The organism is Saccharothrix sp. 6-C (assembly GCF_016695385.1).
Classification (GTDB): domain Bacteria; phylum Actinomycetota; class Actinomycetes; order Mycobacteriales; family Pseudonocardiaceae; genus Actinosynnema; species Actinosynnema texasense.
Window position 1 is genome coordinate 1,761,557 of record NZ_CP064192.1, and the last position, 19,782, is coordinate 1,781,338.

At 69.9% G+C, this 19,782-nt stretch carries 17 protein-coding genes and 1 pseudogene; 11 read left to right on the forward strand and 7 right to left on the reverse strand.

All coding sequences use genetic code 11. The features are described 5' to 3' along the window. Positions 1-74: 74 nt before the first annotated feature. From ruvC to IOD16_RS08215, 7 genes and pseudogenes are all read left to right on the forward strand, one after another. Positions 75-653 (forward strand): annotated as a pseudogene (gene ruvC, locus IOD16_RS08185) (crossover junction endodeoxyribonuclease RuvC); the annotation flags it as partial. Between the two features lie 239 nt (positions 654-892). Continuing rightward, on the forward strand, positions 893-1,486 hold the full coding sequence (gene ruvA, locus IOD16_RS08190) for a Holliday junction branch migration protein RuvA (RefSeq protein WP_123742805.1): 594 nt from the start codon (positions 893-895) through the stop codon (positions 1,484-1,486). Beyond that, on the forward strand, positions 1,483-2,538 hold the full coding sequence (gene ruvB / locus IOD16_RS08195) for a Holliday junction branch migration DNA helicase RuvB (protein ID WP_201439542.1): 1,056 nt from the start codon (positions 1,483-1,485) through the stop codon (positions 2,536-2,538). Before ruvA ends, ruvB begins: the two co-directional genes overlap by 4 nt. Positions 2,539-2,636: 98 nt before the next feature. Continuing rightward, positions 2,637-3,002 (forward strand): preprotein translocase subunit YajC, encoded by a 366-nt coding sequence (yajC, locus tag IOD16_RS08200; protein WP_201439543.1) that lies wholly within the window; start codon positions 2,637-2,639, stop codon positions 3,000-3,002. Between the two features lie 139 nt (positions 3,003-3,141). Continuing rightward, complete coding sequence (gene secD / locus IOD16_RS08205) at positions 3,142-4,992, forward strand: protein translocase subunit SecD (RefSeq protein WP_201439544.1); 1,851 nt, start codon at positions 3,142-3,144, stop codon at positions 4,990-4,992. Between the two features lies 1 nt (position 4,993). Further along, complete coding sequence (gene secF / locus IOD16_RS08210) at positions 4,994-6,190, forward strand: protein translocase subunit SecF (RefSeq protein ID WP_201439545.1); 1,197 nt, start codon at positions 4,994-4,996, stop codon at positions 6,188-6,190. Then, entirely contained in the window at positions 6,187-6,705 is a 519-nt protein-coding gene (locus IOD16_RS08215) for an adenine phosphoribosyltransferase (RefSeq protein ID WP_170185025.1), read from the forward strand. Before secF ends, IOD16_RS08215 begins: the two co-directional genes overlap by 4 nt. On the opposite strand, the gene IOD16_RS08220 is transcribed toward IOD16_RS08215, so the two are convergent. Genes IOD16_RS08220 through IOD16_RS08235 form a run of 4 tightly spaced genes read right to left on the reverse strand, consistent with a single transcriptional unit; the run spans position 6,683 to position 10,802 of the window. Next, positions 6,683-7,561 (reverse strand): methionyl-tRNA formyltransferase, encoded by an 879-nt coding sequence (locus IOD16_RS08220; protein WP_201439546.1) that lies wholly within the window; start codon positions 7,559-7,561, stop codon positions 6,683-6,685. The two genes, IOD16_RS08215 and IOD16_RS08220, sit on opposite strands and share 23 nt — an antisense overlap. 24 nt (positions 7,562-7,585) lie before the next feature. Then, positions 7,586-9,991, reverse strand: coding sequence for an ATP-binding protein (locus IOD16_RS08225; RefSeq protein WP_201439547.1), 2,406 nt, complete (start codon positions 9,989-9,991; stop codon positions 7,586-7,588). Positions 9,992-10,000: 9 nt separating this feature from the next. Then, positions 10,001-10,603: a DUF6879 family protein gene (locus tag IOD16_RS08230; protein ID WP_201439548.1), complete on the reverse strand. Its 603-nt coding sequence runs from the start codon at positions 10,601-10,603 to the stop codon at positions 10,001-10,003. Positions 10,604-10,607: 4 nt separating this feature from the next. Beyond that, complete coding sequence (locus IOD16_RS08235) at positions 10,608-10,802, reverse strand: hypothetical protein (RefSeq protein ID WP_236594823.1); 195 nt, start codon at positions 10,800-10,802, stop codon at positions 10,608-10,610. Between the two features lie 947 nt (positions 10,803-11,749). Between IOD16_RS08235 and IOD16_RS08240 the strand changes: the two genes are divergently transcribed. The 3 genes from IOD16_RS08240 to IOD16_RS08250 all read left to right on the forward strand — a co-directional run bounded on the left by IOD16_RS08240 (position 11,750) and on the right by IOD16_RS08250 (position 15,811). Beyond that, positions 11,750-14,050, forward strand: coding sequence for a RelA/SpoT family protein (locus tag IOD16_RS08240; RefSeq protein ID WP_123742801.1), 2,301 nt, complete (start codon positions 11,750-11,752; stop codon positions 14,048-14,050). A 108-nt stretch (positions 14,051-14,158) separates the two neighbouring features. Continuing rightward, positions 14,159-14,593, forward strand: coding sequence for a hypothetical protein (locus IOD16_RS08245; RefSeq protein ID WP_201439550.1), 435 nt, complete (start codon positions 14,159-14,161; stop codon positions 14,591-14,593). A gap of 423 nt (positions 14,594-15,016) precedes the next feature. Further along, positions 15,017-15,811: a hypothetical protein gene (locus IOD16_RS08250; RefSeq protein ID WP_201439551.1), complete on the forward strand. Its 795-nt coding sequence runs from the start codon at positions 15,017-15,019 to the stop codon at positions 15,809-15,811. A 3-nt stretch (positions 15,812-15,814) separates the two neighbouring features. Here IOD16_RS08250 and IOD16_RS08255 read toward each other — a convergent pair whose 3' ends face one another. Genes IOD16_RS08255 through IOD16_RS08265 form a run of 3 tightly spaced genes read right to left on the reverse strand, consistent with a single transcriptional unit; the run spans position 15,815 to position 18,417 of the window. Next, the gene (locus IOD16_RS08255) at positions 15,815-16,444 is read right to left on the reverse strand and encodes a hypothetical protein (RefSeq protein WP_201439552.1); all 630 of its coding nucleotides are present in this window, start codon (positions 16,442-16,444) and stop codon (positions 15,815-15,817) included. After that, positions 16,441-17,706, reverse strand: a complete 1,266-nt coding sequence (gene hisS / locus IOD16_RS08260) for a histidine--tRNA ligase (protein ID WP_201439553.1) — start codon at positions 17,704-17,706, stop codon at positions 16,441-16,443. The genes IOD16_RS08255 and hisS overlap by 4 nt, the downstream gene beginning before the upstream one ends. Before the next feature lie 6 nt (positions 17,707-17,712). Continuing rightward, complete coding sequence (locus IOD16_RS08265) at positions 17,713-18,417, reverse strand: MBL fold metallo-hydrolase (RefSeq protein ID WP_201439554.1); 705 nt, start codon at positions 18,415-18,417, stop codon at positions 17,713-17,715. 145 nt (positions 18,418-18,562) lie between these two features. Here IOD16_RS08265 and IOD16_RS08270 point away from each other — a divergent pair, with 145 nt between their 5' ends. Next, the gene (locus tag IOD16_RS08270) at positions 18,563-19,423 is read left to right on the forward strand and encodes a peptidylprolyl isomerase (RefSeq protein WP_201439555.1); all 861 of its coding nucleotides are present in this window, start codon (positions 18,563-18,565) and stop codon (positions 19,421-19,423) included. Positions 19,424-19,782 lie beyond the last annotated feature (359 nt).

Consider the following 19,782-nt stretch of genomic DNA (forward strand, 5'->3'; position numbering starts at 1 on the left):
CGTGATCACCCTCTAAGGTTTCGAACTGGTGTTCGTCGGCGTCGACCGGCGGTTGAGCGGCTGAGAGGACCAGCGTGCGCGTGTTCGGAGTCGACCCCGGCCTGACCCGGTGCGGGTTCGGGGTGGTCGACGGCGGTCCGGGCCGGACGGTGCGGCCGATCGCGGTGGACGTGGTGCGCACGCCGGCGGACGAGGACCTGGCGCTGCGGCTGCTCCAGCTCTCCGACGCGGTCGAGCGGTGGCTCGATCGCTACGAGCCGCAGGTGGTGGCCATCGAGCGGGTGTTCAGCCAGCACAACGTGCGCACCGCGATGGGCACCGCGCAGGCGGGCGGCGTGGTGGCGCTGTCGGCGGCCCGCCGCGGCCTGCCGGTCGTGTTCCACACGCCGAGCGAGGTCAAGGCCGCCGTCACCGGCTCCGGCCGGGCGGACAAGGCCCAGGTCACCGCCATGGTCACCAAGCTGCTCGGGCTGAAGACCGCGCCGAAGCCCGCCGACGCCGCCGACGCGCTCGCGCTGGCCATCTGCCACCTGTGGCGCGCACCCATGCGGTCACGCCTGGAGGAGGCGCAGGCGAGGGCGGCTGAGATCGCCCGGACGCACCGCGCGAGACTGGCGCAGGCGGGTGCGAAGGCACCGGCCACGCCGACGGCCACCCGGCCGACGGCGCGGGCCAAGGCCGCGGCGGCCACGCCGACCGGGGCCGCGTCGGCCAAGGCCCTCTCGACCAGGACCGTCTCGACCAGGGCCGCGTCGACCGGAGCCACGTCGGCCAAGGCCGTCTCGGGCGAGGCCGTCTCGACCGAAGCCGTCCCGGCCGAGGCCGCGGCGGCGGAGGTCGCCTCGACCGACGTCGCGTCGGCCGAGGCCGCGAACACCGGAGGGAAGACCCAGTGATCTCGTCACTGCGCGGGCAGGTGCTGTCCATCGGGCTCGACCACGTCGTCGTCGAGGTCGGCGGCATCGGCTACGCCGTGCAGGCCACCCCCGCCACGCTGGCCACGCTGCGCCGCGGCGAAGAGACCCAACTGGCCACGGCGCTCGTGGTGCGCGAGGACTCGCTGACCCTGTTCGGCTTCGCCGACACCGACGCCCGCGAGCTGTTCGGCCTGCTCCAGACCGTGTCCGGGATCGGGCCGCGGCTGGCGCTGGCGACGCTGGCCGTGCTGGAGCCGGACAAGCTGCGCGCCGCCCTCGCCGAGGGCAACATCACCGTGCTCACCCAGGTGCCCGGCATCGGCCGCAAGGGCGCCGAGCGCCTGATCATCGAGCTGCGCGACAAGGTCGGCCAACTCGCCGCCGCCCCGACCGCCGCCGGCGACACCGGCCAGGTCGTCCGGACCCAGGTCACCGAGGCGCTGCTCGGCCTCGGCTTCCCGGCCAAGCAGGCCGAGCAGGCCGTGGACGCCGTGCTGGCCGCCGACGGCGCGCTGGGCACGTCCGAGGTCCTCCGCCGCTCCCTGGCCACCCTGGGCCGCAAGCGATGAACTTCGACGAGGACGACACCCTCAACCCGCTGCCCGACCCGACCGAGCGGGACCTCGAGACCACGCTGCGGCCGAAGGACCTGCACGAGTTCGTCGGCCAGCCGAAGGTTCGCGAACAGCTCGAACTCGTCCTGCAGGGCGCGATGCAACGCGGCTCGCCCCCCGACCACGTGCTGCTGTCCGGCCCTCCCGGGCTGGGCAAGACCAGCCTCGCCATGATCATCGCCGCCGAGCTGGGCGCGTCGCTGCGCATCACCTCCGGCCCCGCCCTCGAACGCGCGGGCGACCTGGCCGCGATGCTGTCGAACCTGGTCGAGGGCGACGTGCTGTTCATCGACGAGATCCACCGGATGGCCCGGCCCGCCGAGGAGATGCTGTACCTGGCGATGGAGGACTTCCGGGTCGACGTGGTCGTCGGCAAGGGGCCGGGAGCGACCAGCATCCCGCTCGACATCGCCCCGTTCACGCTGGTCGGCGCCACCACCCGGTCCGGCGCGCTGACCGGGCCGCTGCGCGACCGGTTCGGCTTCACCGGGCACATGGAGTTCTACAGCCCCGGAGAGCTGGAACTGATCATCCGCCGGTCCGCCGGCATCCTCGGCGTCGACCTGCGCGAGGACGGCGGCCGGGAGATCGCGGGCCGGTCGCGCGGCACGCCCCGCATCGCGAACCGCCTGCTCCGGCGGGTTCGGGACTACGCAGAGGTGCGCGCGGACGGCGCGGTGACCCTGGAGGTCGCCCGCGACGCCCTGAAGGTCTACGACGTGGACGAGCTGGGCCTGGACCGGTTGGACCGGGCGGTCCTGGACGCGTTGGTCCGTTCGTTCGGCGGCGGACCCGTCGGCGTCTCCACGCTGGCCGTCGCGGTGGGTGAGGAACCCACCACGGTCGAGGAGGTCTGCGAGCCGTACCTGGTCCGGGCGGGCATGCTGGCGCGCACGCCGCGTGGCCGGGTCGCCACCGCGACGGCCTGGTTGCACCTCGGCCTGCAGCCGCCGCCCCGGGCGCCGGGGGAGGCGACCCGATCCCTGTTCGACGACGCCACCGAGTGATCGGGATGACTCACCTGGCACAATCGGCGGAGGCATCCCAGAAATTCGGACGTACCGGGCGCTGATCGCGCCCGCCCCGTCCGGTTGATCGGAGAATGATGGACCTGTCCTCCTTGATGTTCCCGCTGCTGCTCGTGCTGCTCGCGGTGCCGCTGTTCCTCAGCGCCCGCAAGCAGAAGCGGGCCGTCGCCGAACAGCAGGCGCTGCTGAACTCGCTGGAGCCGGGTGACCGGGTCATGACCACCTCCGGGCTGTACGCGACGGTGGCCGGCGTGAACGACGACGACAACACGATCGAGCTCGAGATCGCCGACGGTGTCATCACCACTTGGCTGCGCCAGGCCATCCGCGAGAAGGTTGTCGTGGACACCGAGTCCGACGCGGTCGTGGACGACGTCGAGGACGTCGACGTCGTGGACGAGACCGCGGACGTCGAACGCGCACAGCAGGAGAGCAAGAAGTAACCAGAAGTAACCAGCGGAGGCCTCGCCTGGAGCCGGCAACTGTCAACGTGCCGACTCCAGGCAGTGACGCGCAGCTCACACCATCAGGGGTACGCTGCGGCCTCGCTGACCTTGTCAACTATCAGGAGACGGACGGACCGTGGCACCTCCGGCCGGGCAAATCCGCCCCGCGAAGTACCTGGGCGCATTTGTCCTCATCGTGGTCGCGCTGTACTCCCTGGTGTTCTTCACCGGGAACGGCAAGGCGACCCCCAAGCTCGGCATCGACCTGCAGGGTGGCACCCGTGTCACGCTGACCGCCCGGGCTCCTGATGGGAAAACGCCCTCGGAGGAGTCCCTCAACCAGGCACGTACCCTCATCGAGACCCGGGTAAACGGTCTCGGTGTGGCCGGCCCCGAGGTCATCCGGGACGGCACCAACCTGGTGATCACGGTCCCCGGCTCCGACAGCGAGGGCGCCAAGCGCCTCGGCCAGACGGCGAAGCTCAACTTCCGCAAGGTCATCGGCTCGCCGGTGCCCAACGCGCCGGAGCCCGCGCCGTCCGACAGCGCGACGCCGTCCGTGTCGGGCTCGGCCGTGCCGACCACGACCGGTTCGGCCGCGCCGACCGAGTCCGCCGGCTCCGCCGCGCCGACCACGACCGCCCAGGGCCGCCCCGCCCCGGCGTTCGAGGCCCAGCCGGAGACGACGACCCCGCCGGCCGCGGACCCGAACGCGCCGGTGGACCCGAACGCGCCCGCCGGTGAGCAGCCGCCCGCCGAGTCGCAGGTCGACTGCCGCGCGGTCTTCCAGGGCCAGTACTCCGACGACCCCACCAAGGCGATCGAGGAGTCCCGCACCTGCCGGCAGGACCCGCAGCTGACCACGCTGGACGCGCAGACCGTGTCCCAGGCGCTCGCCGCGTTCACCTGCCCCGCGGTCGACCCGCTGATCGGCAACGACGACCCGGCGCTGCCGCTGCTGACCTGCGACCAGGACCGCACCGAGAAGTACGTGCTGGCCCCGGTCACCCCGCCGACCGACGGCAGCGTCAAGGACGACGACTTCAGCCTGTACTCGCGGCTGAGCGGCGAGGACATCGACAACGCGGTGTCCGGCACCGACCCGCAGGGCGCGGGCTTCGTGGTCGACCTGACCTTCAAGGGCGAGGGCGGCGACAAGTGGGGCAAGTTCACCTCGGCGAACGTCTCGCAGCAGGTCGCCGTCGTGCTCGACACCCAGGTCGTGTCCGCGCCGAACATCAACGAGCCCATCCTCGGCGGTTCGACGCAGATCAGCGGCAAGTTCACCCAGGCCGAGGCGAACAGCCTCGCCAACGTGCTCAAGTACGGCTCGCTGCCGCTGTCGTTCGAGGCCTCCGAGGCTGAGACCGTGTCCGCGACGCTGGGCCTCGCCTCGCTGGAGGCCGGCCTGATCGCGGGCGGCATCGGCCTCGCGCTGGTGTTCGTGTACTGCCTGTTCTACTACCGCCTGCTCGGCGTGCTGACGATCCTGTCGCTCGTCCTGTCCGGCGTGATCGTCTACGCGGTGCTGGTGCTGCTCGGCCGCTGGATCGGGTTCACCCTCGACCTCGCGGGCATCGCCGGTTTCATCGTGTCGATCGGTATCACCGCGGACTCGTTCGTCGTGTTCTTCGAACGGTTGAAGGACGAGATGCGCGAGGGCCGGTCGTTCCGGTCCGCGGTGCCGCGCGCCTGGGTCCGCTCGCGGCGCACGATCCTGTCCGCGGACATGGTCAGCTTCCTCGCCGCGGCCATCCTGTACGTGCTCGCCGTCGGCCAGGTGAAGGGCTTCGCGTTCACCCTCGGCATGTCGACCGTGCTGGACCTGGTCGTGGTCTTCCTGGTCACCCACCCGCTGGTCAGCATGATCTCGAAGTCGAAGCGCCTGTCCAACCCGAAGCTCTCGGGCCTCGGCGGCGCCGTCCAGGCCTCGGTCGACGACCGCGCGCTGTCGGGTGCGAAGAGCACCGCTGTGAAGGAGGTCTGACGTGGCCGAGACGAAGAAGCGCAACGTTTTCCAGCGGCTCTACGTCGGCAACGGCGCGTTCGACATCGTCGGCAAGCGCAAGCGCTGGTACCTGGTGTTCGGCCTGATCCTGCTGATCTGCATCGGGTCGATCGTGTTCCGGGGCTTCAACCTGGGCATCGACTTCACCGGCGGCACGCGCATCCAGATGCCCGCGATCAGCTCCTCCGGGACGATCGGCGTCGAAGAGGCCAAGGCGTCGTTCGAGAAGGCCGTCGGCAAGGAGCCGGCCGCCACGCAGACCGTCGGCACCGGTGACGCGGCGACCATCCAGATCCGGTCGGAGACGCTGAACGCCGACGAGGTCCTGAAGCTCAAGACCACGCTGAACGACGACCTCCAGCCCAACGGCGGCGTCGACGCCATCAGCGACAGCGCCGTGTCCGCCTCGTGGGGCGGTGAGATCACCAGCCAGGCGCTGATCGCGCTCATCGTGTTCTTCATCGCGGTGATGATCTTCCTGGCGCTGTACTTCGAGCTGTCGATGGCGATCGCCGCGCTCGTCGCGGTGCTGCACGACGTGCTGATCACGGCCGGCGTGTACTCCATCGTCGGCTTCGAGGTCTCGCCGGCGACGGTGATCGGCCTGCTCACCATCCTCGGTTTCTCGCTGTACGACACGGTGGTGGTGTTCGACAAGGTCCGGGAGAACACCCGCGGCCTGCTCGGCCTCACCCGCCGCACCTACGGCGAGGCCGCGAACCTGGCGGTCAACCAGACCCTGATGCGCTCGATCAACACGTCGTTGATCGCGGTGCTGCCGGTGCTGGGCCTGCTGGCGATCGGCGTCGGGCTGCTCGGCGTCGGCACCCTGAAGGACCTGGCGCTGGTGCAGCTCACCGGCATCATCATCGGCGCGCTGTCGTCCATCTACATCGCGACCCCGGTCGCGGTGGACCTGAAGATGCGCGACGCCCGGTACAAGGCGCAGGCCGCCCGGGTGCAGGCGCGTCGGGACAACCTGGCCCGCAAGGCCGCCGCCGGCGAGGCGACCGCCGAGGTGCTCAGCGGTGGCGACATCGTCGAGTCGACCGACGACGAGTCGTTGCAGGCCGAGCTGCGCAAGGAGAAGGCCATGGCGGCCGCGGCGGGTGTGCCCGCGCGCACCGGCAAGTCGACCGACACGCGTCGCCGCCCGACGGGCAAGAAGCACCGTTGAAGCTCGACCGCGCCCTAGGGCTGCTGCGTGAGGTCCCGGACTTCCCCCTGCCGGGGGTCGTCTTCCGGGACCTCACGCCGGTCCTCGCCGACCCGGACGCGCTGCGCGCCGTGGTCGACGCCCTGCAGGACAAGATCCACCCCGACACCCAGGTAGTGGCCGCGATCGAGTCGCGGGGATTCCTGCTGGGCGCCGCTCTGGGGTACGGCTGGCACTACGGCGTCGTGCCGTTGCGGAAGCCGGGCAAGCTGCCCGCGGTGGCCCACCGGGTGACCTACGACCTGGAGTACGGCACGGCCACGCTGGAGCTGCCGGCGGAGGCCGTGGTGCCCGGTCAGCACGTGGTCGTGGTGGACGACGTGCTGGCGACCGGCGGCACGGCCGCCGCGGCGTGCGAGCTGGTCGAACGGGCCGGCGGTGTCGTGACGGGCGTGTCGGTGGTGCTGGAGATCCCGGGCCTGGGCGGCCGTGAGCGGCTGGTCGGCCACGAGGTCAACGCCCTGCTGACGGTGTGACCTGATCGGCGGACCGCGGCGCGTCCTCCCACTCGGTCAGCCAGATCGAGCCACCCGCGCAGGCGACTTCGATGCCGCGCTCGTCCTCGGTGAGACTGGTCTTCAACACCCTGACGACCCGGCCGTCGACCTGTGCGAGAGGCCCCGGTCCGGTGGCCATGCCGTAGCGGAAGGTGCGCACTTGGTTGTGGATCCTCGTCGGCGTCCAAGACCAGTCGACCGACGAGAACTCGGGCTCCATCCAGCCCGCGTGCGAGGCGAGGCGCTCGTCCTGAGGCTCGCCCGGATCCCCGTCGGCAACGCGTGCCAACGCTGTGCCGAGCAGTTCACGCGCGGCTGACTCGATCTTCGTCGACGCGTCGACGAACGTCTGGTCCTCGGCGAGGGCGATCCCGTGCTTGGCTGCCAGGACGTTGCCGCTGTCGAACGCCTCGGTCATCCGGTGGATGGTCACCCCGAAGTCGGGGTCGCCGTTGCGGATCGCCCAGTGCACCGGGATGGGGCCTCGGTACTTCGGCAGGGATGAAGCGTGGACGTTGACGGCGCCGTGGCGGGGTATTTCCAGGACGGGGCGCGGCAGCCGCCACGGCAGCCCGTACACCACGATGAGGTCCAGGTCGTAGCCGGAAAGCGCCTTGGTGATCCCGGCAGTCTTGCCGGGCAGGATGACGTCCATGCCCGGAGGGCTGGACTCGACTATTTCGGAGATCCTCGTCGTGGCAATGGGTGAGTGCGGAGAACCGGGGCGCGCGGAGCGCGCGTAAACGTATGCGACGGGGGTGTGGCCCGATTGCACGCAAGTGGTGTGGAGGGTGTGGAAGACCTGTGCCCTCGCGGCGATCAACGCTATCCGCATGAAATGTCGCTTCCGGGTCGAGGGCTAATTCGGCAGCAGGGGATCGATCCTGGCGCGTATCTCGGCAGCCTGCGCATTCTGGTACGGATCGAGAAGTCTTCGTGCCTCGCCCCAGTGGCGCAGCGCCGCCTGCCGGTCCCCGTCGGCGTCCAACGTGACCGCCAGTTGGTCGAGCGCGAGCGCCAATTGCCACTGGTCGTTCGAATCCCGGTGCAACTGCACAGCCCGTCGGTGGAAGTCGAGGGCCTCCGCCGGGCGCCCGAGTTCCCGATAGGCGCGCCCGGTGCCGTCGAAGGCTTGAGCCTCGCGGTTGCGGTCGCGGAGCTGTCGCAGCAGCACGGCCGCCCGCTGGAACGTCACGAGGGCGTCCTCGGGGCGACCGACCTCTATTTCGAGCTGACCGAGGTGCAGGAGACCGAAGCTCTCCCGTGCCGAACTCTTGAGCTCCCGGCTGATCTCGACCGCGGATCGGACGTCGGCGAGCGCTTGGTGGTGGTTGCCCAGCGCCTGGTTGATCGCGCCCAGCACGATGAGGGAGCCGCCTTCGCTGACCCTGTTCCCGGTCTCACGATGGATCTCGAGCGCCTGCTCGACCAGGGGCAGGGCTTCGTCGGTCCGTCCCAGGTACTGCAAGGTGTTGCCGATGTTGCCGAGGGCGATCCCCTCCCAACGGCGGTCACGCAGCTGCCGCACGAGGTCGAGGCAGCTCGTGAAGTGGTCGTTGGCCTGATGCAGTCGACGGGCGCGCAGGTGGATCAGGCCTATGGAGTTGTGGCACACGGCTTGGCCGTGCGGGTCCGCCACCGCGCTCCACAACTCCAAGGCGGCGAGGTGCAGGTCCAGGCCCCGGTCCGGCTTCCCGGACTGCGCGTAGGCCATGCCGAGGCTGTCCAGGTTGTCCGCCTCGCCGGCCGGGTCCCCGCTCTTCCTCGCTGCGGAGAGGCCGATCGTGGCGACGGTGATCCAGTCCTCGACGGGATTGTGGAAGGCGTAGATCTTGCGCAGGACCGCGGACAACCGCCAGGCGAGGTCGTACTCCTCGATCCGGGCCGCTGCCTTGGTGACGGCGACGAGGTTGGGCGCCTCTGAGTGGTACCAGTCGATTGCGTCGTCCAGGTCGCGGAAGGTCCGCGCGTGGACGGTGAAGGGGAACTCGGGAAGTGCGGGGGAGCGGAAGTGGGAGTCTATGGCGGAAGCCGCCGCGTGGGCGGACCGCAGGAACCACGCCAGGAGCCGGTGCAAGGCAGCCGCGCGTTCTTCGGGTGTCTCGTCCCGGTTGGCCTCGCTGACCGCGTAGACCTTCAGCAAGTCGTGGAACTGGTACCGGTCGCTCCCCGTCTGCTCGACCAGGTGCGCGCCGACCAGGACGTCCATCAACTGCCGCACGTGGTCCGGCGAGAAGCCCGACAAGGCGGCTGCGGAGGACGAGTCGAAATCCAGGCCGGGATGCATGCCCAGTGACCTGAAGAGCTTGGCGACATCGGCGGGAAGGGCGCGGTAGGACCAGGCGAAGACACTTCGGATCGTTTCCCCCGCTCCGTCGTCGGTGGCGAGCGCGTCCCACAGGGTCGACTCGTTGCGCAGGTCCCTGACCAGCTCACCCAACGGCATGCGCGGCCGGCTCGCGGCCCGCTCGGCCGCGATGCGGAGCGCGAGCGGGAGGCGAGCGCAGAGCCTCGCCAGCTGGACCAGGTCGCCGACGCTGTCGTGGCTGCGGTGATCGCTGGTGGTGGTGACCAGGAGGTTGACCGCCTCGTCCTCCGGGAAGACGTCCACGAACACCTTCTGGGCGCCGCTCCAGACCGCGAGGCCGGAGAGCCGGCTGCGGCTGGTCACCAGGACGAGGCAGGACGCGGTGCCGGGCAGCAGGGGCCGCACCTGGGCGAGGTTGGCCGCGTTGTCGAGGACGATGAGGATGCGCTGGTCGGCGATGATCGACCGGTACGCCTCGGCGGCGGTCTCCACATCGGTGGGAATGGCGGAGGCGGGCACGCCCAGGGCCCGGAGGAACCTGTCGAGCGCTTGCCCCGGGGTGATGGGTTGTCCCGGGTCGTAACCACGCAGGTTGACGTAGAGCTGACCATCGGGGAACTGGTCGCGGACTTGATGTGCCCAGTGCAGCGCCAGCGAAGTCTTGCCTACGCCCGCTGTCCCGGTGATGACTATGACGGAGACGGCCCCGTGGGCGTTCGTCCGGCTTTCGGAGGTCGCGAACTGGTTGAGCTTGGTGATTTCCGCGCCTCGGTTGACGAAGTAGTGCACATCACCGGGCAGCTGTTTCGGCACGGGCGAATTCCGCCCTGGTCGCCGAGTGCTGTGGAAGTGCACGCCGCCGTGCACGTCGCGGGCCTGCACGACATCGTTCGCAGATCCGGAAAGATCCGGGTTGGTCGAGTTGTCCGGGTTATCGCGGTGCTCGTGAGTGGACACGTCGAACGCTCACTGCTGCCCGGTCGGCGGGGGGAGGTGCTTGATCTCTCTGTCGAAATAGTCCAGGAGCGGCTCGCCCGAGTCGTACAGCGATCTGATGTGGTCGACCCAGTTCGTCACCGCATCGCGATCAGCCACCCACATGCCTCCGGTGAGGATGCCGTCCGAGTCGTAGAGTATCTCGAAGAAACCGTCGACCCCGATGGTGATGATCTCCGGCAGGGGGTGGCTCTCTTCGAGGTGTCGGAAAGAATCCGGTGGAGCGACGCGTATGTGTTCGCCGCACTGGGCGCGGATGCGCAGTGAATGAAGTTCCCAGTGCAGGTACGGGCTGATCGGCTTTTCGACGATCCTGACCCGGTGGAGGGCGGACCCGCGAGCTGACAGGCCGTCGAACATCTTGGTCAGTCTCGGGCGGTTGGCTTCGAGCAGCCGCACCGCCTCGGCCCAGTCGCCGACGGAGAACGCGGTCCAGCTCGGGCTGGAGGGCTGTCTGAAGGTCTGCTGCCGTTCGAACTTCCACGAGATCGAGTCGGTCATCCGCTCGAACCGCCGGTTGAACTCGTGCTGGTAGGAGGCGAGGTCGAAGGTCTCGCCCTCGACTCTGTCCACGCGGTCAGGCATCGGGCAGGTCCGGTTTCGTCGACAGCAGCATGGCGCGAGGTATCACGACCAGTCGCTCATCGGGTGCGATGGTCACGTCGTCGGGCAGGTTGTGGCGGTACGTCGCCGACAGGTCGCGGCCGATGACGGCGATATCACCATTGCTGAGTTCCCAGATGTCCGGACAGCCATTGGCTTCGTCGGTCATTCCGAGAGTTTTCGCAGATTTGCCCAGTCGTCGTGATAGCGTTGCTCGAGGATCGGCTTCCCATCGTGTGGACATGGCGCGCCACCTGCCTCCCCGGTAACGTGAATGGTAGTCCGCCAGCTTACTGGCAGGAGATGTATTCGGGCAACCATAGTCCAAGGCGAGCGGAACTGTCGGTCGAGGTGGCCGGGTGTGAAGGCAAGTCCCGATGATACGTGACATGGCGTAGTGGTGTACCCCCGGATGGACCACCGCTTTGGATGGCGCTTGATGCCTTGGTGAACGCTCTGTCGAAGGCGTGGTATGCCGTCAGTCGAATGGCTCGGTGGACGGGCGACCGGGAAGTGCGAACTCCTCATAATTCGGATGCTCTTGGCCGGTGGTCCCGCTTGTCCAGTTTTCGTCCTGTTTCCGTCCTGTCGGTCAGGTCGCCCGTTCGCCGTGCAGACAGTGATGCGAAGTCACGACGGTGAGGATGTCCGTTCGAGCCGTTGCGGTGCCGCCGCGGTTTCCGGCTTGCGCGCCCGGTTCGCTGCCAAGCGCCCACGGCTGCCATGCGCGGGCTCGGTCGACACGCCGAAGCGGTCGCGGTCGCCTCGACCGCCATCCTGATCGCCAGGAGCACTGGGCGGCCGCGGCAGGTGGCCGCCGGACAGCAGCCGGTTGACCGTGTCCATCGACGTCTTGACCGGTCAGGGACGGCAAGCGACCGGAAGCGGGGCGGATGAGTGCCCCGGACGGGGTTCGCGTGAGGCCCCCAGGAGAGGTTCGCGGCGTTCTTGACGGCCATCGAGAACGACCAGCCGTCGGGTTGAGCCTGGTGGAACCGATTGGTCCAGGTGAATCACAGGTGCTGCTCACCGTGTGAACTGCACCGCTCATCGGCTCGCCGCCGGAGTGAGGCCGCCAACGGAGTTATCCTCGGTTCCTAGACCCGAGGAGCGTGGTTGAGCCAGGACACCGAACCCGCCCAGACGTCGCAGCCCGTGCCCGCACGGCCGCCGTCGGCGACGAGGCGCGTGCGCGCGCGGCTGGCACGTCGGATCACCGCCCAGCGCGCCGCGCCGGTCAAACAGGTCCTCGAACCGCTGGCGGCCGTCCACCGCGACCTGCACCCCAAGGCCGACTTGGCGCTGCTCCAGCACGCCTACGACGTGGCGGAGGAGAAGCACCGCCCCCAGCGGCGCAAGTCCGGCGACCCCTACATCACGCACCCGCTCGCCGTGGCGACGATCCTGGCCGAGCTGGGCATGGACACGACCACCCTGGTCGCGGCCCTCCTGCACGACACGGTGGAGGACACCGACTACTCGCTCGACCAGCTGCGGGTCGACTTCGGCACCGAGGTCTCGCTCCTCGTGGACGGCGTCACCAAGCTCGACAAGGTCAAGCTCGGCGCGGCGGCCGAGGCGGAGACCATCCGCAAGATGGTCATCGCCATGGCCAAGGACCCGCGAGTGCTGGTCATCAAGCTCGCCGACCGGCTGCACAACATGCGCACCATGCGGTTCCTCCCGCCGGAGAAGCAGGCCCGCAAGGCGCGCGAGACGCTGGAGGTGCTGGCCCCGCTGGCGCACCGCCTCGGCATGGCCACGGTCAAGTGGGAGCTGGAGGACCTGGCGTTCGCGATCCTCCAGCCCAAGAAGTACGACGAGATCGTGCGCCTGGTGGCCAACCGCGCGCCGTCCCGGGACACGTACCTGGGCGGTGTCATCACGGAGCTGTCCCAGCAGCTGGAGGGCGCCCGGATCACCGCCAAGGTCGAGGGCAGGCCCAAGCACTACTACTCGATCCACCAGAAGATGATCGTGCGCGGTCGGGACTTCGACGACATCCACGACCTGGTGGGCGTGCGCATCCAGGTGGACGAGGTCCGCGACTGCTACGCGGCGATGGGCGTCGTGCACGCGCTGTGGCAGCCGATGCCGGGCCGGTTCAAGGACTACATCGCGCAGCCCCGCTTCGGGGTCTACCAGTCGTTGCACACGACGGTCATCGGACCGGACGGCAAGCCGCTGGAAGTGCAGATCCGGACCTACGACATGCACCGGACCGCCGAGTACGGCATCGCGGCGCACTGGCGGTACAAGGAGACCCGGGGCACGCACACCGGCAAGGGCGTCGAGGTCGACGAGATGGCGTGGATGCGCCAGCTGCTCGACTGGCAGCGCGAGGCCGCCGACCCGGGCGAGTTCCTGGAGTCGCTGCGGTTCGACCTGGCCGCCCGGGAGATCTTCGTCTTCACGCCGAAGGGCGACGTGGTGACGTTGCCGACCGGGTCCACGCCGGTCGACTTCGCGTACGCCGTGCACACCGAGGTGGGGCACCGGTGCATCGGCGCCAGGGTCAACGGTCGGCTCGTCGCGCTCGAGCGCAAGCTCGAGAACGGCGAGGTCATCGAGATCTTCACCTCGAAGGCGGAGGGCGCGGGCCCGTCGCGCGACTGGCTGTCGTTCGCGGCCTCGCCCAGGGCCAAGGCCAAGATCAAGCAGTGGTTCGCGAAGGAGCGCAAGGAAGAGGCCATCGAGGTCGGCAAGGACGCCATCGCGAAGGAGGTCCGACGCGTCGGGCTGCCGCTGCAGAGGCTCGTCTCGGCCGATTCGATGGGCGCGCTGTCGAAGGAACTGCACTACCCCGACGTGTCGGCGCTGTACGCGGCCGTGGGGGAGGGGCACACCTCCGCGCGGCACGTCGTGCAGCGGCTGGTCGCGCAGCTCGGCGGCGTCGAGCACGCCGAGGACGAGCTGGCGGAGCGGTCCACGCCGTCCACCGTGGCGCGGCGCCGGGTCACCGGCGACGCGGGTGTCATCGTCAAGGACGCGGCCGACGTGTGGGTCAAGCTGGCGCGCTGCTGCACGCCCGTGCCCGGTGACGACATCCTCGGCTTCGTGACCCGCGGTGGCGGGGTGTCGGTGCACCGGACCGACTGCACCAACGCGGACGAGCTGCTCAGGACCCCCGAACGGCTGCTGGACGTCGAGTGGGCGCCGTCGTCGTCCTCGGTGTTCCTGGTGGCGATCCAGGTGGAGGCCCTGGACCGGCACCGGCTGCTGTCGGACGTGACGAAGGTGCTGGCCGACGAGAAGGTGAACATCCTGTCGGCTTCGGTGACGACGTCGCGGGACCGGGTCGCGGTGTCGCGGTTCTCGTTCGAGATGGGCGACCCGAAGCACCTCGGCCACGTGCTGAAGGCCGTGCGGAGCGTGGAGGGCGTGTACGACGTGTACCGGGTGACGTCGGCGTCGTGATCGGCTGACAGCGCCGGCTCCAGGGCCGATGTCGACGTCGGTGTCGACAGCGCGCTGCCGCCGTGCTGCTCGGACTGGGGGTCGGACTGGGGTCGGACTGGGGGGTCGATGGGAGCCAAAGCCGGAGCCAAGTCCGGGGCAGGATCGAGGGCCGAGTCCGAGGCTGAGGAGGCCAAGGCCGGGGCGTCGATGAAGGTCGACCAGGTGGCGCTGCTGGCCGCCGCGCTCGCCGCCGTGCTGAGCACCTCGTCCGCCGAAGGCGCGTGGGAGCCCTTCGAGTGCGTCGTCGGCGGCGTCCTGCTGTTGATCGTCTTCGCCTTCCACGACTTCACCGTCGCCCGGCGGAACCGGCGTGCGAGGGCCGCCGTGTCGGGCGTCTTGGCGCTCCTGTGGTGCCTCGCCCTGGCCTGGCCGGTGCAGGAGTTCGTGGCCCGCGACGAGTCGCACGTGCCGGGACTGCTCACCGGGCTCTGGGTAGTGCTGTTCGGGGCGCACGCCGCTTACTTGAGCTGGGGTGTCGGCTTCCGGAAGGCTCGGGGTTGAAGGTCGGAGAGTGCTGACCGGGGTTTGAAGATGAAGGTCGGGAAGTCCTGACCGGGGTTTGAAGATGAAGGTCAGGAAGTCCTGACCGGGGTTTGAATAAAAGATAAAAGAGTCCTCGCCGGACGGGCAGATCAGCAGGATGACCGGGTTCGTGGTGATGCGCCGGGTCCGTTGTGGGTCGGGTTTCGTGTCATCCCACCGACCTCCCTACGGGCTACCACACGTATCAAGGGGGCGGCCCTCGGTGAATGCCGCGGGTAGAGGTGAACCGGCCCCCTTGACACGCGCGGTAGGGCGGAGCCAGGTCGGCGGGATGACACGAAGCCCTTTCACTGGGGAAAGAGAGGTGGGGTCGGCGGGGGGTTGTCGGGTGTGACCCGTTCGGTTGCTGACGGCGGGTCGAGTGGTCACGACGATGGCGCTGTGGGGCTCTTCGGGCTGGTCTTGGGCGTGGTCGGGTACGGCTTGGTCGTGGCGGTCGCGTTGGGGCCGTTGCTGTGGGTGTGGTGCCGGGAGCGGTGGCGGCGGGTGCGGGCGCGGCGGCGGCCGCTCGTGCTGCCGGACGGGTTGCCGGTCGACTACGCCGTCGCGGTGATGGCGGCCGGGGTTCAGCGGACGTGGGCCGTGGCCGTGGCCAGGCTGCACGCGCGTGGGGCGATCACCTTGGCCGAGGGCGAGGACTCCGTCGAGATCACGCCGGTGCCGGGAGCGCAGGCGCGGGACGACTTCGAGTCCCGGGTCATCGGGAGGCGTCGGGACACCGGTGACCTGGACCGGCTGGTGCGGGCGCTGGTGGACTCGGATCTGCTCCGCCGCCGCGATCTCTACACGGGGCTCCGGTGGGCTCCGCGGGCGATGGTGGCGGCCATCGCCGTCACGGTGGGCTCGGCCGCCGTGCTCATCGCCTTCACACCCTGCCTGGCCACTGCCTTCGGGGCGTTGTTCCCGGTGATCTTCACGGCCGGGCGGCCCTACGGCCTCAAGGACCTGGTCCGGAGGCGGCACGGGTCGGATCGCTACGAGACCACTGCTCTCGGCCGGGAGCGTGCACGTGCCCTCGCCGAGGGCGGTGGTGCGGGTGCGGCGGTCGCGTTGCACGACTTGTTCGCCGGTTATCCGGACCGCCAGGTGGCCGGGTTGTTCCGGCCGCCGCCCATCCCGACGAGGCCACCCAGGGGTGAGCCGGACAACATGGGCGGGATCGGGATGGGGATGTGACGGTCAGGGCTGGTCGAGGGTGGAGACGAAGCGGGAGATGGCGTCCGGGTTCAGCTTCTGCGCCAGGCGACCGGTCGGGGCCATGGAGCCCAGTTGGTAGAGGGGGCGGTCGGCGGCGGCGAGGCCCCGGGCTTCGGCGCGGAGCTGGGCGACCAGCAGTTCGGAGAAGACGAGGCCCGGCGCGTCACCCCGGCCGGCCAGGACGTCGGCCAGGTTGCGCAGCGGGAGGATGCCCTGCTCACGGCCGCCGGTGCCGGCGTAGATGGCCAGGGCGAGGTTGATCGCCTTGCCGCCGCCGCGGACGAAGAGGCCCACGGTGCGGGCGCCTCGGACGTCGGTCACCAGCAGGTCCAGCTGGTCGGCGGTGTGCAGGTCCACCGAACGCGTGCCGAAGGCCCGGACGGAGAGGACGTGGCCTTCCAGCCACACCCTGCGGCGGGCCTCCGACCAGGCCAGCAGGAGAAGGGGGACGGCGAAGACCGCCGCCGTGACCAGGCCGGCCGTCCGGCCCGCGAGCAGCCCCAGCAACCCGCCGAACGCGGCGGCGACGATCAGCGCGCCGATGGCCACCGTGCGTGCGCGCTTGCGCACCGCTTTGGGGTCGAGCAGGTCAAGGGCAATCCGCTCGCTCACCGGCCCAACGCCTCCAGTACCGAGGTCACCACGTCCACCAGCGGCACCTCGCGCTGGTCGCCCGACGACAGCTCCTTCACCTGCACGACGCCGGCCTCGATGTCGCGTTCGCCCAGCACCAGCGCGAAACGCGCACCGGAGCGGTCGGCGCCCTTCATCGCGCCCTTGAGGCCCTTGCCACCGTAAGCCAGGTCGAACCGGACGCCGGCGGCGCGCAGCGGCGCGGACAACGCGACCAGCCGCGACTTCGCCGCCTCGCCCAACGGCACGCCGTAGACGTCGCAGCGGGTCACGTCACCCGGGGAGACGCCCTCGGCCTGGCACGCGAGCAGCGCCCGGTCCACGCCGAGGCCGAAACCGACGCCGGACAGCGGCTGCCCGCCGAGCTGCTCCATCAGGCCGTCGTAACGCCCGCCGCCGCCGATGCCGGACTGCGCGCCCAGCCCGTCGTGCACGAACTCGAACGTCGTCTTCGTGTAGTAGTCCAGCCCGCGCACCATCCGCGGGTTCTCCACGAACTTCACGCCCAGGTCGTTCAGGTAGCCCTTGACCTGCTCGTAGTGGGCCAGCGACTCGGCGGACAGGTTGTCCACCATGAGGGGCGCGTCGGCGACGAGCGCGCGCACCTCCGGCCGCTTGTCGTCCAGCACGCGCAGCGGGTTCAGCTCGGCACGCCGGCGCGTCTCCTCGTCCAGGGGCAGCTTCGCCAGGAACTCCTGGAGCTTCTCCCGGTACTGCGGGCGGCACGTCGAGTCGCCCAGCGACGTCAGCTCCAACCGGAAACCGGTCAACCCGAGCGCCCGGAACCCGGCGTCGGCCACGGCGATGACCTCGGCGTCCAAGGCCGGGTCGTCGACGCCCACGGCTTCGATGCCGACCTGGTGGAACTGCCGGTAGCGGCCCGCCTGGGGCTGCTCGGCGCGGAAGAACTGCCCCGCGTACGCGAGCTTCACGGGCAGCTGGCCGCGGTCCAGGCCGTGTTCGATGACGGCCCGCATGACGCCCGCGGTGCCTTCGGGCCGCAGCGTGATGGACCGCCCGCCCCGGTCGGTGAACGTGTACATCTCCTTGCTGACCACGTCGGTCGACTCGCCGACACCCCGCGCGAACAACGCGGTGTCCTCGAAGACGGGCAGCTCGATGTAGCCGTAGCCGGCGCGGCGGGCCGACTCCACCAGCGTGTCGCGCACCGCCAGGAACGACGCCGAGGTGGGCGGGAAGTAGTCGGGAACGCCCTTGGGGGCGGCGAAGGGGGTCGTCACTGTTCTCTACAGTCCTCGGTGCGGTGCGTCCGGCGCGCCCGGTGAGCCCAGCTCCAGCAGGAACGGGTTGCTCACGCGCTCGCGACCGATGGTCGTCGTCGGTCCGTGGCCGGGCAGCACCACCGTGTCGTCGGCCAACGTCAGCACCTTCGTGCGCAGTGACGTCAGCATCTCGCGGTGGTCGCCGCCCGGCAGGTCGGTGCGTCCGATGGAGCCGGCGAAGAGGGTGTCGCCGGACAGCACGAGCCGTCCGCCCTCTTCGGTGCCGGCGCGGAACATCACCGACCCGCCGGTATGGCCGGGTGTGTGGTCGACGGTCAGCCGGAGACCGGCCAGGTCCAGCTCGGCCCCGTCGGCCAGCTCGCGCACCTCGCGCGGCTCCCGCATCTCCAGCTTGCCGCCGAAGAAGGCCGCCCGTGACTGCGCGCTCATGCCCTTGAGCGGGTCGGACAGCATCTCGCGGTCGTCGGGGTGGATCCACGCCGGGACGTCGTTGCCGTCGCAGACGGGCGCGACGGAGAACGTGTGGTCGAAGTGCCCGTGCGTCAGCAGCACCGCGACCGGCGAGAGCCGGTGCTCGCGCAACGCCTCGGTGACCGGCTCGGCCGCGTCCTGGCCGGGGTCGACCACCACGCACGGCCCGCCCGCGCCCGTGGCCAGCACGAAGCAGTTGGCCTGGAGAGCGCCGGTCGGGAACCCGATCACCAGCACGGGATCACCTCTCGACGGCAACGGATCGACAACGGATCGCTGTGGACCACGTCAAGCAGCCTATCCGGCATACACCAGTCACATACGTGCCCCCTAGACTGCTGACCGATCGTCGCCGTCGACGCAGAGATCAGGGAGGTTGCAGGTGCCGACCAACGTGCAGCGCCGCGAGCAGGCCAAGCGGAAGCTGGAACGCCAGCTCGTCCGCAGGGCGGAGCGCGCGAAGCGGCGCCGGGTGATCGCAGTCGTCGCGACGGCGGTCATCGTCGTCGTGATCGCGGGCGGTGTTTACTTCCTCGCCACGACCGACTTCAGCAGCACCGGCGACGATGCCGCCGCCAGCTCGACCACCCCGGCACCGATCGAGATCCCGACCGAGGTGAAGGCGCTCCCGACGCGCCCGACGCCCATCGCGGACCCGGCCACGTGCGAGTACCGCGCGTCGACGGAGCCCGCCTCCAAGGAGGGCACCAAGGCCCCCGAGGCGAGCGCCTCCGCGACCGGCACCGCCACCGCCACCATCAAGGCCAACATCGGCGAGCTGAAGCTGACCCTGGACCGCGCCCTCGCGCCGTGCGCCGTCAACAGCTTCGTCAGCCTGGTCAAGCAGGGCTACTACGACGGCAGCACGTGCCACCGCATCGGCACCGAAGGCCTCCAGATGCTCCAGTGCGGTGACCCGACGGGCACCGGCACCGGCGGCCCCGGCTACACGTTCGACAACGAGACCTGGCCGGAACTGACCTACGGCCGCGGCTACCTGGCCATGGCGAACGCCGGTCTCGACCAGGCGACGCAGAAGGGCACGAACGGCAGCCAGTTCTTCATCGTCTACGGCGATGCCCAGCTGTCGCCCGACTACACCGTCTTCGGCAGCATCGACGAGGCGGGCCTGAAGCTGATCGACGACGTGGCCCGCGCGGGCCACGACGGCTCGTTCGACCCGAGCCCGGGCGGTGGCAAGCCGAACAAGGAAGTCAAGTTCGAGTCGGTCGCGGTCGCCTGACCCACCCGCACGAACACGCAGGGGCCCGCTACTCGGGAGAGGAGTAGCGGGCCCCTGCGTCTTCCCCGTCGGCCCGGACGAGAACCGCGCAGGCCGACATCCCGGATAATCCCATCAGCCTCTTACGTATCGCTGACGCCACCACCCCGCCGATCGCCCACTGGCCCGCTCTTCCCACGATCGCCCACTGGCCTGCTCTCCCCAGTGGAAGGGCTTCGTGTCATCCCGCCGACCTGGCTCCGCCCTACCGCGCGTGTCAAGGGGGCCGGTTCACCTCTGCCCGCGGCATTCACCGGGGGCCGCCCCCTTGATACGTGTGGTAGCCCGTAGGGAGGTCGGTGGGATGACACGAAACCCGA

What these genes read in the sequence shown, in the direction of transcription:
- ruvB (WP_201439542.1), top strand. Translation starts at nt 1,483, where the DNA reads ATGAACTTCGACGAGGACGACACCCTCAACCCGCTGCCCGACCCGACC.
- yajC (WP_201439543.1), top strand. Translation starts at nt 2,637, where the DNA reads ATGGACCTGTCCTCCTTGATGTTCCCGCTGCTGCTCGTGCTGCTCGCG.
- IOD16_RS08220 (WP_201439546.1), bottom strand. Translation starts at nt 7,561, where the DNA reads ATGCGGATAGCGTTGATCGCCGCGAGGGCACAGGTCTTCCACACCCTC.
- IOD16_RS08235 (WP_236594823.1), bottom strand. Translation starts at nt 10,802, where the DNA reads ATGACCGACGAAGCCAATGGCTGTCCGGACATCTGGGAACTCAGCAAT.
- IOD16_RS08245 (WP_201439550.1), top strand. Translation starts at nt 14,159, where the DNA reads ATGGGAGCCAAAGCCGGAGCCAAGTCCGGGGCAGGATCGAGGGCCGAG.